The organism is Trabulsiella odontotermitis, from assembly GCF_001297775.1.
Lineage (GTDB): Bacteria > Pseudomonadota > Gammaproteobacteria > Enterobacterales > Enterobacteriaceae > Trabulsiella > Trabulsiella odontotermitis.
The window spans coordinates 140,877-155,582 of sequence record NZ_LIFX01000006.1 but is presented as its reverse complement, the minus strand read 5'-3'; the positions used below and the strand labels follow the sequence as shown (position 1 = coordinate 155,582).

Sequence of the window (14,706 nt, the reverse complement as noted above, 5' to 3'; positions counted from 1 at the left end):
GCAAGTATAGCGGGTTAACAGGAACACAATATAGTGGTTTATGCCATCAGGCCGTGCACCAGCAGGTTGATCATGGCACCGCCGACAATCAGCCAGACGAACAGCAGCAGCGCCATCAGGAGCGGTTTCGCACCGGCTTTTTTCAGCGCGCTGACGTGGGTGGTTAACCCGAGCGCCGCCATTGCCATCGCCAGCAGCACGGTATCCAGCGTCACCAGCATATTCACCACTGCTTTCGGCAGCAGATGGAAAGAGTTAAAAATCGCCACCACGATGAACAGAATGGCAAACCACGGAATAGTGATTTTACTGTTCTGGCCTTTGCCCGCAGGCGCCAGTTGTTTAACGCGTGCGGCCAGTAACAGCAGGAACGGTGCCAGCATCATGACGCGCAGCATTTTGGCGATCACCGCCGCGTTCTCCGCGTCCGGGCTGATGGCATGACCTGCCGCCACCACCTGCGCCACTTCGTGCATCGTTGAACCGATATAAATGCCGTAGGTTTCCGGGCTGAACCAGTGAGCCACCAGCGGATACATCGCCGGGTAAAGGAAAATGGCGATAGTCCCGAAAATCACCACTGTCGCGACCGCTACGGTAACTTTGCTGGATTCCGCTTTCACCACCGGTTCGGTCGCCAGTACCGCCGCTGCGCCGCAGATACTGCTGCCCGCGCCAATCAGCCAACTGGTGTGTTTATCCAGGCCAAACACTTTCTGCCCGAGAAAACAGGCCAGCAGGAAGGTGCTGGCAAGTGTCAGCACGTCGATAGCAATTCCGCTGACGCCCACGTCAGCAATTTGCGAAAACGTCAGCCGAAAGCCATAAAGGATAATGCCGAGGCGTAACAGGTGTTGTTTGGCAAACAGCACGCCGCCATCGCAGCGTTGCCAGATTTTCGGGTACACGGTGTTGCCGAGCACCATGCCAAGCAGGATAGCCAGCGTCAGCGCGCTGAAACCCGCGCCCGCCACCGCCGGAATACTCCCGCCCCACAGTGCGGCGCCGGTAATAAGGGCGCTCAGCGCCAGTCCGGGAATGAAATGCCATAACGTATGACGATGTGCATGGATGGTGAGTTCTGCCATATTCTTCTCCTTTCTCTGGCTAAAAGGTTACTCACCACTGGCTTAAAAATAAAATTGATTATATATTTATAACCTATCTGAATAACAGGTAACGAGGATCCTATGCACATCACGCTACGCCAGCTTGACGTCTTCGCCGAGGTGTTGAAAAGCGGCTCCACTACTCAGGCATCGCAAATGCTGGCGCTGTCGCAATCGGCGGTGAGCGCGGCGCTGACTGATCTGGAAGGGCAGCTCGGCGTGCAGTTGTTCGATCGCGTCGGGAAGCGGCTGGTGGTGAATGAGCATGGTCGGTTGCTGTATCCGCGCGCGCTGGCGTTGCTCGAACAGGCGACCGAAATTGAACAGCTCTTCCGCGAAGGTAATGGCGACATTCGCGTGGCGGCCAGCAGTACGATTGGCAACTATATTTTGCCGGAAGTGATCGCCCGCTATCGCCGTGATTTCCCCGATCTGCCGCTTGAACTGATCGTCGGCAACAGCCAGGACGTTATTAACGCGGTGGCTGATTTCCGCGTGGATATCGGTCTGATTGAAGGGCCATGCCATGCGGCGGAAATTGTGGCGGAACCCTGGCTTGAAGATGAACTGGTGGTCTTTGCCGCCCCGGATTCGCCGCTGCTGGAAGGGAAAGTGACGCTGGCGCGGCTGGCATCGGCGCCGTGGATCCTGCGTGAAAAAGGGTCCGGCACCCGCGAACTGGTCGATTACCTGCTGCTGTCGCACCTGCCGGAGTTTCATCTTGGGATGGAGCTTGGCAACTCAGAGGCCATCAAACACGCGGTGCGCCATGGGCTTGGCATCAGTTGCCTGTCACGGCGGGTCATTGCGGAGCAACTGGAAAACGGGACACTGAAAGAACTTTCCGTCCCGTTACCCCGGCTTACGCGCACATTATGGCGAATTCATCACCGCCAGAAACATATCTCAAATGCGTTGAATCGCTTTTTGCGTTACTGTGATCAGTAATCGGGGTGGACGGACTGGTCGATACGGACTTTACTAATAATCCCCGACCCATCATGAAGGTCTCTTATAACCGCGCATTTGAACCGGAAGGATCGGATTTCCTCTGCTACAATCGCGCCTCATTTTTTGGATGGACAGTTTTTTCACATGGTTTCCGAAACTAAAAATACAGAAGCGCCCGCGCTACGCCGCGAACTGAAGGCGCGTCACCTGACCATGATCGCCATTGGTGGTTCTATCGGTACAGGGTTGTTTGTTGCTTCAGGGGCAACGATTTCGCAGGCGGGCCCGGGCGGCGCGCTGTTCTCTTACATTGTGATCGGTCTGATGGTCTATTTCCTGATGACCAGCCTCGGTGAACTGGCGGCCTTTATGCCGGTTTCCGGTTCGTTTGCCACCTACGGTCAGAACTATGTGGAAGAAGGTTTCGGCTTCGCGCTGGGCTGGAACTACTGGTACAACTGGGCAGTGACGATCGCCGTCGATCTGGTCGCCGCGCAACTGGTCATGAGCTGGTGGTTCCCGGACGCGCCCGGCTGGATCTGGAGTGCGCTGTTCCTCGGCCTGATCTTCCTGATGAACTACATTTCCGTGCGCGGTTTCGGCGAATCGGAATACTGGTTCTCGCTGATTAAAGTCGCCACCGTCATTATCTTTATCATCGTTGGTCTGGCGATGATCCTCGGCATTTTCAAAGGTGCTCAGCCGGTCGGCTGGAGCAACTGGACGATGGGGGATGCGCCGTTCGCCGGTGGCTTTGCGGCGATGATAGGCGTGGCGATGATCGTCGGCTTCTCCTTCCAGGGAACGGAGCTGATTGGCATCGCGGCGGGCGAATCTGAAGATCCGGAAAAGAATATTCCGCGTGCAGTGCGTCAGGTGTTCTGGCGTATCCTGCTGTTCTATGTGTTCGCTATCCTGATTATCAGCCTGATCATCCCGTATACCGATCCGAGCCTGCTGCGTAATGATGTCAAAGACATCAGCGTCAGCCCGTTCACCCTGGTCTTCCAGCATGCCGGTCTGCTCTCAGCGGCGGCGGTGATGAACGCGGTAATTCTGACGGCAGTGCTGTCGGCGGGTAACTCCGGCATGTACGCCTCAACCCGTATGCTCTACACCCTGGCCTGTGATGGCAAAGCGCCGCGTATTTTCGCGAAACTTTCCAAAGGCGGTGTGCCGCGCAATGCGCTGTATGCCACCACCGTCATCGCGGCGCTGTGCTTCCTGACCTCGATGTTTGGGAATCAGACCGTGTACCTGTGGCTGCTGAACACCTCCGGGATGACCGGTTTCATTGCCTGGCTGGGGATTGCGGTGAGTCATTATCGCTTCCGCCGTGGCTATGTGCTGCAGGGGCGCGATTTGAATGATCTGCCGTACCGTTCCGGATTCTTCCCGCTGGGGCCGATCTTTGCGTTTGTACTGTGCCTGCTCATCACGCTGGGTCAGAACTACGAAGCGTTCCTGAAAGACACCATTGACTGGGGCGGTGTTGCGGCGACCTATATCGGTATCCCGCTGTTCCTGGTGATCTGGTTCGGCTACAAGCTGGTGAAAGGGACCCATTTCGTGCAATACAACGAAATGCGCTTCCCGGAACGATTCAAAAAGTAAAACCTGCTTTTGCAAAACCCTCCTTCGCGGAGGGTTTTTTTATGCCCGTCAATGCATTACCGCGTATCACAAACTCTCCTGATTCAGCAGAAGCCTTTATTTCAGCAAATGCTCCGCATGGAAGCGGAGATGATCCTCAATAAAGGACGCAATAAAGTAGTAGCTGTGATCATAGCCCGGCTGAATGCGCAGGGTCAGCGGCCAGGCCTTCTGGCGTGCGGCTTCTGCCAGCACAGCAGGCTGCAGTTGGTCGGCCAGGAACTGATCGTTATCGCCCTGATCGATAAGCGTCGGGATCGCATCGTTGACGTCGCTGTTCAGCATCAGCTGGCAACTGTCCCATTCCTGCCAGTGCTGTTCGTCTTCACCGAGATAGGCGGTGAAGGCTTTCTTCCCCCACGGCACGCGGCAGGGGTTCACAATTGGCGAAAACGCCGACACGCTGGTGTATTTGCCCGGATTTTTCAGCGCCATGATAAGCGCCCCGTGACCACCCATCGAATGGCCGCTGATGGCGCAGCGATCGCTGACCTTAAACTGAGCCTGAATCAGCGCTGGCAGTTCGTCGCGAATATAGTCGTACATCCGGTAATGACTGGCCCACGGCGCCTGACGGGCGTTGAGATAGAAACCGGCGCCTTTGCCCAGATCATAACCCTCGTCATCAGCCACCGCATCGCCGCGCGGGCTGGTGTCGGCCATCACCAGCACAATGCCAAGCTCAGCCGCCACACGCTGCGCGCCCGCTTTGGTGGTGAAGTTTTCATCATTGCAGGTCAGCCCCGACAGCCAGTAAAGCACCGGCGGTGGGGTGCTTTCTCGTGCAGGTGGTAAAAAAATGCTGAACGTCATGGGACAATTCAGGGTGGTGGAGTCGTGTCGCCAGCGTTGTTGCCAGCCGTCGAAACAGCGGTGCTCTTCCAGCATTTCCATGCGAGGCTCCTTTCGGGGATCGGGAAAATGAACATATCCATCATACAGATAATTCACAGGCGGTGAGTAACTTTCACTTCCGCATTAACTTCATATGTTGCATCATAAACATAACTTTACATTAACAATCGGAGTGTGCATGGCGCTGCGAATCGCCCTGAGTGGTTTTATTGTGCTGGTGGTGGCGATGGGGATCGGGCGATTTGCCTTCACGCCACAGGTTCCGCTGATGATCGCCGATGGTCAGATGACACTGACCGGTGCGGGCCTGGTGGCGGCGATGAACTATCTTGGCTATCTGATTGGTGCCTGGGATGCGATGCGCGCTCATCGCGGCGTGGAAGGACGCCTGTATGCCGGCATTTACGGTGCGGTCGCGCTGACATTACTCTCTGCATTTATTGATAACGCCTGGCTGCACGGCGCGCTGCGTCTGGTGATCGGCTGCATGAGTGGCTGGGCGCTGGTGCTGACGGCGGCATGGACCAACGAACGGCTGGCCCACGCCGGGAAGCCGGGGCTCAGCGCCGCCGTGTTTGCCGGGCCAGGCGCGGGTATCGCCCTGAGTGGTCTGCTGGCAGTCTGGATCCATGCCAGAGCGCTGAGCGCTACCGACGGCTGGGTGATGTACGGCCTGCTGGCGATGGTGCTGGTGGCGTTTATCGCCCGCTGGTTGCCAAAACCCGGCGAACTGCACCGCAGCGGCGTAAAAACAGAACCACTGCAACTGACGCCCAACCTGAAACGGCTGGTGTGGAGCTACAGCCTGGCGGGCTACGGTTACATTCTGCCTGCGACGTTTTTATCGCAGATGGCGGCGCACCGTTTTCCCGACAGCGTGTTTGCCCAGTTTGTCTGGCCGATTTTTGGCGCCGCCTCGGTGGTGGGCATTGCGCTCAGCATCGCGACCCGCAATGTCGGCCATAGCTATCAGCGGCTGGCGATCGTGCTGTGGTTGCAGGGCGCGGGCGTGCTGGCGGCCTGGCTGCTGCCGGGCATCTGGGGGCTGGCGGTAGGCGCGTTGCTGGTGGGCGGCGGCTTCCTGTGTGCCGTTCAACTGTCGTTGCTCTACGGGCGTGAGCTGGCGCCGGAGCACACGCGCTATATGGCAGGGCTGCTGACCACCGGATATGCCATTGGCCAGCTGGTAGGGCCGGTGACCTCGGCGCTGTCGACATGGCTCACGCAACAGCTGGAGCCTGCACTGGGCATTGCGGCGGTGGCGCTGCTGATTGGTGGCGCGCTGGTGTGGCGCCCGCAGAAATAAAAGGCGACGGCAATTACAACAATTATCGTTACGACCACTGGATTATGTGCGCCACCTCACGCAAAATGAGGGACCCTTTGACCCTCAAGGGCGAAGGTCGCCATACCCGCAGGAGAAAAAAGATGTCATCACTGAGTAAAGAAGCTGCACTTGTTCATGAAGCGCTGGTCGCTCGTGGGCTGGAAACGCCACTGCGCCCGCCGGTGCACGATATGGACAACGAAACCCGCAAGCGTCTGATTGCCGGACATATGACCGAGATTATGGAGTTGCTGAATCTTGATCTGAGTGACGACAGCCTGATGGAAACGCCGCACCGCATCGCCAAAATGTATGTCGATGAAATTTTCTCGGGGCTGGATTACGCCAACTTCCCGAAAATCACCGTCATCGAAAACAAAATGAAAGTTGATGAGATGGTGACCGTGCGCGACATCACCCTGACCAGCACCTGCGAACACCATTTCGTGACCATTGATGGTAAAGCGACAGTGGCGTATATCCCGAAAGATACGGTGATTGGCCTGTCGAAAATTAACCGTATCGTGCAGTTCTTTGCCCAGCGTCCGCAGGTGCAGGAGCGACTGACACAGCAAATTCTGACCGCGCTGCAAACGCTGCTCGGCACCAACAACGTGGCGGTGTCGATTGATGCGGTGCACTACTGCGTGAAAGCCCGCGGCGTGCGCGACGCGACCAGCGCCACGACGACCACCTCGCTCGGTGGCCTGTTCAAGTCCAGCCAGAACACCCGCCAGGAATTCCTGCGCGCCGTGCGCCACCTCAGCTAACGGCGGAGCCGGGACATGGAAAGGAACGTCACGCTCGATTTTCTTCGTGGCGCCGCCATTCTCGGTATTCTGCTGCTTAACATCAGCGCCTTTGGTCTGCCAAAGGCGGCTTATCTCAACCCGGCCTGGTACGGCGATGTCACCCGCAGCGACGCCTGGACGTGGGCGATCCTCGACCTGCTGGCGCAGGTAAAATTCCTCACCCTGTTTGCGCTGCTGTTCGGTGCCGGGCTCCACCTGTTGCTGCCGCGCGGGAAAATCTGGATCCAGTCTCGGCTGACGCTGTTAGCGCTGCTCGGGTTTATTCACGGCCTCTTTTTCTGGGACGGTGACATTCTGCTGGCGTATGCGCTGGTCGGGCTGGTGTGCTGGCGGATGATCCGCGACGCGCAGAACGTCAAATCGCTGTTCAACACCGGTGTGATGCTCTACATCACTGGCGTCGGCGTGCTGGTCCTGCTCGGCATTATCACCGGCGATTCGGTTAACCGCTCCTGGGTGCCTGACGCCGCCAACCTGCAATATGAACAGTTCTGGAAATTAAAAGGCGGCGCTGAAGCGGTCAGCAACCGCGCCAGCATGCTGGCAGACAGTCTGCTGGCGTTAGGTGCGCAGTACGGCTGGCAACTGGCGGGCATGATGCTGATGGGCGGGGCGCTGATGCGCAGCGGCTGGCTGAAAGGGCAATTCAGTCTGCGCCATTATCGCCGCGTCGGCGCGTTGTTGGTTACCGTCGGTCTGCTGATCAACCTGCCTGCGGTCGTCGCGCAGTGGTGGCTGAACTGGGATTATCGCTGGAGCGCGTTTCTGTTGCAGGCGCCGCGTGAACTCGGCGCGCCGCTGCAAACCATTGGCTATGCCGCGCTGGTGTATGGCTTCTGGCCGCAAATCTGCCATTCGCGGCTGGTGGCGGCCATCGTCTGTGTGGGGCGCATGGCGCTTTCCAACTATCTGCTGCAAACGCTTATCTGCACGACGTTGTTTTATCACCTTGATCTGTTTATGAAATTTAATCGACTGCAGTTGTTAGGTTTCATCCTTCCTGTCTGGATCATCAATCTCGCGTTCTCTGTACTCTGGCTTCGTCGGTTCCGCCAGGGGCCGGTGGAATGGCTGTGGCGACAATTGACCGCACGCGCGTCAGGTGTTTCATCGCGCCATACATCCAGATAACGATCTGGATCACAATCATTAACAAAATGAATGTAACCGCTTCCATCCTTGTGACATTTCTCACGTAGTCCACGCCTTCGCACTGACACAATGTCTTACTTGCTGAAACAGGGGGGACGGTGGGGTGCTGCATATTACAACAGGGCGGAAAGAATGATCACTATTCGTGATGTGGCCCGTCAGGCGGGCGTTTCCGTCGCCACGGTTTCCAGGGTGCTGAACAACAGCCCGCTGGTGAGTCCTGACACGCGGGAAATGGTGATGAAGGCGGTGACTCTGCTGGGTTATCGCCCGAATGCCAATGCCCAGGCGCTGGCTACGCAGAGCAGCGAAACGATTGGCGTGGTGGTGATGGATGTCTCGGATTCGTTTTTCGGTGCGCTGGTAAAAGCCGTCGATACCGTGGCGCAGCAGCATCAAAAATATGTGCTGATCGGTAACAGCTATCATGAGGCCGAAAAAGAACGCAATGCCATCGAAGTGCTGATTCGCCAGCGCTGTAACGCGTTGATTGTGCACTCAAAAGCACTGAGCGACGAGGAACTTGGGGCGTTCATGGCGCACATTCCTGGCATGGTGGTGATCAACCGTATCGTGCCGGGTTATGCGCATCGCTGCGTCGGGCTCGACAACATCAGCGGTGCGATGATGGCGACGCGGATGCTGCTCAACCATGGCCATCAGCGCATTGGTTATCTGGCCTCCAGCCACGGCATAGAAGATGATGCGCTGCGGCGTGAAGGCTGGAAACGTGCGCTGGAAGAGCAGGGTATCGCGGCGCCGGAAAGCTGGATTGGCACCGGCACGCCGGACATGCAGGGCGGGGAGGCGGCGATGGTCGAGTTGCTCGGGCGCAATCTCGGGCTGACGGCGGTCTTTGCTTACAACGATAACATGGCGGCTGGTGCGCTCACCGCATTAAAAGACAATGGCGTTGCGGTGCCACAGCATCTTTCGCTGATCGGCTTCGATGATATTCCGATTGCCCGTTACACCGATCCGCAACTGACTACCGTGCGTTACCCCATCGTTTCAATGGCCAAACTGGCGACCGAGCTGGCGCTGCTGGGGGCCACTGGCAAGCTGGATGCCGCGGCGACGCACTGTTTTATGCCGACGCTGGTTCGCCGCCATTCTGTGATGCAACGGCAATCTGTGGGGGCGATCACTAACTTGTGATTTGCGGCCATGTAACCGCTTCCAATCTGTGAGTAAATTCACAGTAACTTAACATTGCGCTGGTCTATGATGACAGCGTTTGTAAAGCTCTACCGCTATGTCACGGTGATTAATCACTTTTTGTATAGCTCAAAGCCGTAAACATTCAATTAAACGCACACTGGAGCGTTACCGAACACGGAAGATAGTCATTTATTTGATAAGTTAACTTCGGCGGTCAGTAACACTTCATTAACGTTGCGCCCGCCGAGATTACTACCCTGCATAATAAAAACCGGAGATACCATGAATAAGAAGGTGTTAACCCTGTCTGCTGTTATGGCAAGCATGTTGTTCGGTGCCGCTGCGCACGCTGCTGATACCCGTATCGGTGTGACTATTTATAAATACGACGACAACTTCATGTCCGTCGTCCGTAAAGCGATTGAGAACGACGGCAAATCGGCGCCGGACGTTCAGTTGCTGATGAATGACTCGCAGAACGACCAGTCCAAACAGAACGACCAGATTGACGTTCTGCTGGCGAAAGGCGTGAAAGCCCTGGCGATCAACCTTGTTGACCCGGCGGCGGCAGGCACGGTGATTGAGAAAGCGCGTGGGCAGAATGTGCCGGTGGTTTTCTTCAACAAAGAACCTTCCCGCAAAGCGCTGGATAGCTATGACAAAGCGTTCTATGTCGGTACTGACTCTAAAGAGTCTGGCATTATCCAGGGCGACCTGATTGCGAAACACTGGCAGGCTAACCAGGGCTGGGATCTGAACAAAGATGGTCAGATTCAGTTCGTGCTGCTGAAAGGCGAGCCGGGCCACCCGGATGCTGAAGCGCGTACCACGTACGTGGTGAAAGAGCTGAACACCAAAGGCATCAAAACGCAGCAACTGGCGCTGGATACCGCAATGTGGGATACCGCTCAGGCGAAAGACAAAATGGACGCCTGGCTCTCTGGCCCGAACGCTAACAAAATCGAAGTGGTTATCGCTAACAACGACGCCATGGCAATGGGTGCAGTAGAAGCCCTGAAAGCGCACAACAAATCCAGCATTCCGGTATTTGGTGTTGACGCCCTGCCAGAAGCGCTGGCGCTGGTGAAATCCGGTGCGATGGCCGGTACTGTGCTGAACGATGCCAACAACCAGGCGAAAGCCACGTTTGATCTGGCAAAAAATCTGGCTGACGGCAAAGAACCTGCCGCGGGCACCAGCTGGAAAATCGAGAATAAAATCGTTCGCGTTCCGTACGTTGGCGTAGACAAAGACAATCTTTCACAGTTCGTAAAATAATAATTCGGGTCGCAATTTGACGCCCGTTAACAAGCAGTACTGATACTCCCCGTGCTGAGCAATCAGCACGGGCACACACACGCGCAGCCAGGTATAACTATGGTCAGCAATAATACAGCGTCGTCAGGCGAATTCTTGTTGGAAATGAATCACATCGACAAGTCCTTTCCCGGCGTAAAGGCGCTCGATGATGTGAACTTAAAGGTGCGTCCTCATTCTATCCACGCCCTGATGGGCGAGAATGGCGCTGGTAAGTCAACATTATTGAAATGTCTTTTTGGCATCTATCAAAAAGATGCCGGCAGCATTATTTTTCAAGGGAAAGAGATCGATTTCCATTCCGCGAAAGAAGCGCTGGAAAACGGGATTTCGATGGTACACCAGGAGCTCAACCTGGTATTACAACGTTCCGTGATGGACAACATGTGGCTGGGGCGTTACCCCATCAAAGGCATGTTTGTCGATCAGGACAAAATGTATCGCGACACGAAAGCCATCTTTGATGAACTGGATATCGATATTGATCCGCGCGCCCGCGTGGGGACGTTATCCGTTTCGCAAATGCAGATGATTGAAATTGCGAAGGCGTTCTCCTATGACGCGAAAATCGTCATTATGGATGAACCCACCTCGTCATTGACGGAAAAAGAGGTAAACCATCTCTTTACCATCATTCGCAAGCTGAAAGCGCGTGGCTGCGGCATCGTGTATATCTCGCATAAAATGGAAGAAATTTTCCAGTTGTGCGATGAAGTCACGGTACTGCGCGACGGTCAGTGGATTGCCACCCAGCCGCTGGAAGGGCTGGATATGGACAAGATCATCGCCATGATGGTCGGACGTTCGCTTAACCAGCGTTTCCCGGATAAGCAAAATACCCCGGGTGAAGTGATCCTTGAGGTGCGCAACCTCACGTCGCTGCGCCAGCCGTCCATTCGCGATATTTCGTTTGATCTGCACAAAGGTGAAATTCTCGGCATCGCCGGGCTGGTCGGCGCGAAACGTACTGATATCGTGGAAACGTTATTTGGCATTCGCGAAAAATCGTCCGGTACCATCACCCTGCACGGTAAGAAAATCAATAACCACAGCGCCAACGAAGCCATTAATAACGGCTTTGCACTGGTGACGGAAGAGCGCCGCTCGACCGGGATTTACGCTTACCTGGATATTGGGTTTAACTCGCTTATCTCCAATATTCGTAATTATAAAAACAAGGTGGGATTACTGGATAACACGCGCATGAAAAGCGACACCCAATGGGTGATCGATTCCATGCGGGTAAAAACGCCAGGTCACCGTACTCAAATCGGCTCGCTGTCAGGTGGGAATCAGCAAAAAGTAGTTATCGGTCGTTGGTTATTAACCCAGCCGGAAATATTGATGCTTGATGAACCGACGCGCGGTATTGACGTTGGGGCGAAATTCGAAATTTATCAGCTGATTGCTGAACTGGCGAAAAAGAATAAAGGGATCATCATCATCTCTTCTGAAATGCCAGAACTGCTGGGAATTACCGACCGTATTCTGGTGATGAGCAATGGACTCGTCGCCGGTATTGTTGATACCAAAACGACAACGCAAAACGAAATTCTGCGTCTTGCGTCTTTGCACCTTTAAGATCAGGGGCCACTCATGAGTGCATTGAATAAAAAAAGTTTTCTTACCTATCTGAAAGATGGCGGTATTTACGTCGTTCTTTTAGTCTTACTGGCGATTATTATTTTCCAGGACCCCACATTCTTAAGTCTGCTGAACTTAAGTAACATCCTGACGCAGTCTTCGGTACGTATTATCATCGCGCTGGGCGTGGCAGGCCTGATTGTCACCCAGGGGACCGACCTTTCCGCGGGTCGCCAGGTCGGGCTGGCAGCGGTTATCGCCGCAACGCTCCTCCAGTCGATTGATAATGCGAACAAAGTGTTCCCGGATATGGCAACCATGCCGATTCCGCTGGTGATCCTGATCGTCTGCGCAATTGGCGCGGTCATCGGCCTGGTGAACGGTATTATCATTGCTTACCTGAACGTCACGCCATTTATTACCACGCTGGGTACGATGATTATTGTTTACGGGATTAACTCCCTTTATTACGATTTCGTCGGCGCATCACCGATTTCCGGGTTTGATTCGCACTTCTCGACCTTTGCCCAGGGGTTTGTGGCGTTGGGCAGTTTCAGGCTTTCGTATATTACGTTCTATGCGTTAATCGCCATTATTTTCGTCTGGATCCTGTGGAATAAAACCCGCTTCGGCAAAAACATTTTTGCCATCGGCGGTAACCCGGAAGCAGCGAAAGTTTCCGGTGTTAACGTCGGTCTCAACCTGCTGATGATCTATGCGCTGTCCGGCGTGTTCTACGCGTTCGGCGGGATGCTGGAAGCCGGTCGTATCGGCTCCGCGACAAACAACCTCGGCTTTATGTACGAACTGGACGCCATCGCCGCCTGCGTGGTGGGCGGGGTTTCCTTCAGCGGTGGCGTTGGTAGCGTGCTGGGGGTGGTGACCGGTGTGATTATCTTCACCGTCATCAACTACGGCCTGACGTATATCGGCGTGAACCCGTACTGGCAGTATATCATTAAAGGGGCGATCATTATCTTTGCTGTTGCGCTTGACTCCCTCAAGTACGCGCGCAAAAAATAAGTTTGTTCTCGTTCCTCAGGCCCGGCACGGATATTCCCGTGCCGGGCTATTTTTCAGCCTTCTGAATATCCGCAATCACGGCGACGTAATACGCTTTTTCGTCGTCTTTGCTGCGTTTGAAATACTGACCAAACTGCTTATTCACGGTGACGCCCACGCTGTCCAGCAGGGCGATTTTAGCGGTGGATTTTTCATCTTCGGCGAAGCAGGCGGGAATGTAATAGACAACCCGGTTAGTGATTTCCTTGTCACTGTTTTTCAGCAACCGGCAACGTTCGCGATAGGTTAATAACCACCACAGATCGATTTCAACAAAGTCCAGCGTCAGGCCGAAAATATACACATTGCGGCGGAAAAAATTATCGATCCAACTGTATTCTTTGCCCGGCGTCGCTAAGCGGCGGATCAACGGTTTGAGCGTGTTAAATTCTTCTTTTGCATAGCTGCTGCCAGTGGCGGTGTAGTTGCGCATCGCCTGCAAATAGCCGCTGTAATGTTCGTAACCCAGCGTAATTGAGTTGGCGACGGTGATATCACCGTGGATATGCCAGAGGCGTTTGTCGTTGATCTGATGATGGCGAAAAACGCTGTATTTTTGTTCCTTGATAATGCCGTCGTTTTTAAGCGCAGAGGCATTCACCAGACAGGTTTCCAGCGCCAGATCGTAATTGGTGGTCATGATATTCGGGCAGTCGAGCGCCATGATGTGCTGGTGAATATCATTGCTGGTAATGGTTTGAATTTTATCGGCAATAAAGCCTTTGATCTTGCGTTCCGTGTTCTTGCTTTGCTGCGCTTTTAAAATAGTGAAGTAGATTTCTTCGTAGGCGAGGGGAAAGGGTTTGTTATTGGTATCGATGGTTATGTGATATTTCAGCCCCAGGCTTTGCAGAACATCAAACCAGGAATTGCCGTCGGCCAGATTATTGATCCCGTTCCCCACCAGCAGCGCATAGTCGCCCATTACTCTTTCCTTTGTTTGTCCTGTAACTCCAGCAACTGTTCAGGCGTGACTGACGGATAACCCTGCGCATCTTCCGGGACTTCATGCTGCGACGGGATAGGCACCAGCGGCCCCAGGAAGCGCGGCTCGCGCTTGAAAAGATAGAGATCCGCCAGCGCACCGAAGCGCGCGCCAAATTCACGCAACCGCACGCTGAGCATATCCTTGGGCGACGGCACAGCGTAGCACTGCGCCTGAATGCCCATGTGCAGGGCAATAAACAGCGCGCGCTCGCAATGAAAGCGTTGAGTAATGATGATGAAATCGTTGGTATCGAATACCCGGCGGGTGCGGACGATGGAATCCAGCGTACGGAAACCGGCGTAGTCCAGCACGATGTCGGTCGGGTCGACGCCAGCGGCGATAAGATCTTTACGCATCGTCATCGGTTCATTATAGCTTTGCAGGGCGTTGTCGCCGCTCAGCAGCAGGTAATTCACTTTGCCGCTGTTATAGGCGTTGAGCGCACCCTGAATCCGGTAACGGTAATACTGATTGATGACGCCGGTGCGGTAATATTTGGCGGTGCCTAACACCACGCCGACCTGACGATAGGGCAGATCCTGTAACTCGTCATAAATGTAGGGTGCGGTTTTCCAGCTCATCCAGCGGTCAAGACCCAGCACGGTCAACAGCAGCAGGCCGATAAGGACTAACAGGCTGTATAACACACGCTTTAACATGAACTTGACTCGATGGCGGATTTTATTTCACTCAGGCTACTTTACCCGCCCGGTAAGCGCAAGAAACAGTAGGTTA

12 protein-coding genes and 1 pseudogene are annotated in these 14,706 nt (G+C 54.8%); 9 read left to right on the top strand and 4 right to left on the bottom strand.

Going from position 1 to position 14,706, the window contains the following annotated elements:
• Nucleotides 1–38 precede the first annotated feature (38 nt).
• The gene (locus AOY23_RS09685; RefSeq protein WP_054179207.1) at nucleotides 39–1,088 is read right to left on the bottom strand and encodes a YeiH family protein; all 1,050 of its coding nucleotides are present in this window, start codon (nucleotides 1,086–1,088) and stop codon (nucleotides 39–41) included.
• 102 nt (nucleotides 1,089–1,190) lie between these two features.
• Between AOY23_RS09685 and yieE the strand changes: the two genes are divergently transcribed.
• Both yieE and AOY23_RS09675 read left to right on the top strand, forming a co-directional pair.
• Nucleotides 1,191–2,057, top strand: coding sequence for a DNA-binding transcriptional regulator YeiE (gene yieE / locus AOY23_RS09680; protein ID WP_054179206.1), 867 nt, complete (start codon nucleotides 1,191–1,193; stop codon nucleotides 2,055–2,057).
• Between the two features lie 147 nt (nucleotides 2,058–2,204).
• Nucleotides 2,205–3,674, top strand: coding sequence for an amino acid permease (locus AOY23_RS09675; protein WP_054179352.1), 1,470 nt, complete (start codon nucleotides 2,205–2,207; stop codon nucleotides 3,672–3,674).
• A 96-nt stretch (nucleotides 3,675–3,770) separates the two neighbouring features.
• On the opposite strand, the gene fghA is transcribed toward AOY23_RS09675, so the two are convergent.
• Nucleotides 3,771–4,607: an S-formylglutathione hydrolase gene (fghA, locus tag AOY23_RS09670; protein WP_054179205.1), complete on the bottom strand. Its 837-nt coding sequence runs from the start codon at nucleotides 4,605–4,607 to the stop codon at nucleotides 3,771–3,773.
• Nucleotides 4,608–4,746: 139 nt separating this feature from the next.
• On the opposite strand from fghA, the pseudogene AOY23_RS09665 reads away from it, so the two are divergent.
• The 7 genes and pseudogenes from AOY23_RS09665 to mglC form a co-directional block, all read left to right on the top strand.
• Nucleotides 4,747–5,893 (top strand): annotated as a pseudogene (locus AOY23_RS09665) (YbfB/YjiJ family MFS transporter); the annotation flags it as partial.
• A 103-nt stretch (nucleotides 5,894–5,996) separates the two neighbouring features.
• Nucleotides 5,997–6,665 carry a GTP cyclohydrolase I FolE gene (gene folE, locus AOY23_RS09660; RefSeq protein WP_038154795.1) on the top strand — a complete coding sequence of 223 codons (669 nt, stop codon included), beginning with the start codon at nucleotides 5,997–5,999 and terminating at the stop codon, nucleotides 6,663–6,665.
• Between the two features lie 15 nt (nucleotides 6,666–6,680).
• The gene (yeiB, locus tag AOY23_RS09655) at nucleotides 6,681–7,838 is read left to right on the top strand and encodes a DUF418 domain-containing protein YeiB (RefSeq protein ID WP_054179203.1); all 1,158 of its coding nucleotides are present in this window, start codon (nucleotides 6,681–6,683) and stop codon (nucleotides 7,836–7,838) included.
• 153 nt (nucleotides 7,839–7,991) lie between these two features.
• A complete protein-coding gene (gene galS, locus AOY23_RS09650) occupies nucleotides 7,992–9,017 on the top strand; it encodes an HTH-type transcriptional regulator GalS (RefSeq protein WP_054179202.1) in 1,026 nt (341 codons plus the stop codon).
• Between the two features lie 285 nt (nucleotides 9,018–9,302).
• Nucleotides 9,303–10,298 carry a galactose/glucose ABC transporter substrate-binding protein MglB gene (gene mglB, locus AOY23_RS09645; protein ID WP_054179201.1) on the top strand — a complete coding sequence of 332 codons (996 nt, stop codon included), beginning with the start codon at nucleotides 9,303–9,305 and terminating at the stop codon, nucleotides 10,296–10,298.
• Between the two features lie 99 nt (nucleotides 10,299–10,397).
• Entirely contained in the window at nucleotides 10,398–11,918 is a 1,521-nt protein-coding gene (mglA, locus tag AOY23_RS09640) for a galactose/methyl galactoside ABC transporter ATP-binding protein MglA (RefSeq protein WP_054179200.1), read from the top strand.
• A 15-nt stretch (nucleotides 11,919–11,933) separates the two neighbouring features.
• A complete protein-coding gene (gene mglC, locus AOY23_RS09635; RefSeq protein ID WP_054179199.1) occupies nucleotides 11,934–12,944 on the top strand; it encodes a galactose/methyl galactoside ABC transporter permease MglC in 1,011 nt (336 codons plus the stop codon).
• Between the two features lie 46 nt (nucleotides 12,945–12,990).
• On the opposite strand, the gene AOY23_RS09630 is transcribed toward mglC, so the two are convergent.
• Both AOY23_RS09630 and sanA read right to left on the bottom strand, forming a co-directional pair.
• Complete coding sequence (locus tag AOY23_RS09630; protein ID WP_054179198.1) at nucleotides 12,991–13,908, bottom strand: SIR2 family protein; 918 nt, start codon at nucleotides 13,906–13,908, stop codon at nucleotides 12,991–12,993.
• Entirely contained in the window at nucleotides 13,908–14,630 is a 723-nt protein-coding gene (gene sanA, locus AOY23_RS09625) for an outer membrane permeability protein SanA (protein WP_054179197.1), read from the bottom strand. Before sanA ends, AOY23_RS09630 begins: the two co-directional genes overlap by 1 nt.
• Between the last annotated feature and the right edge of the window lie 76 nt (nucleotides 14,631–14,706).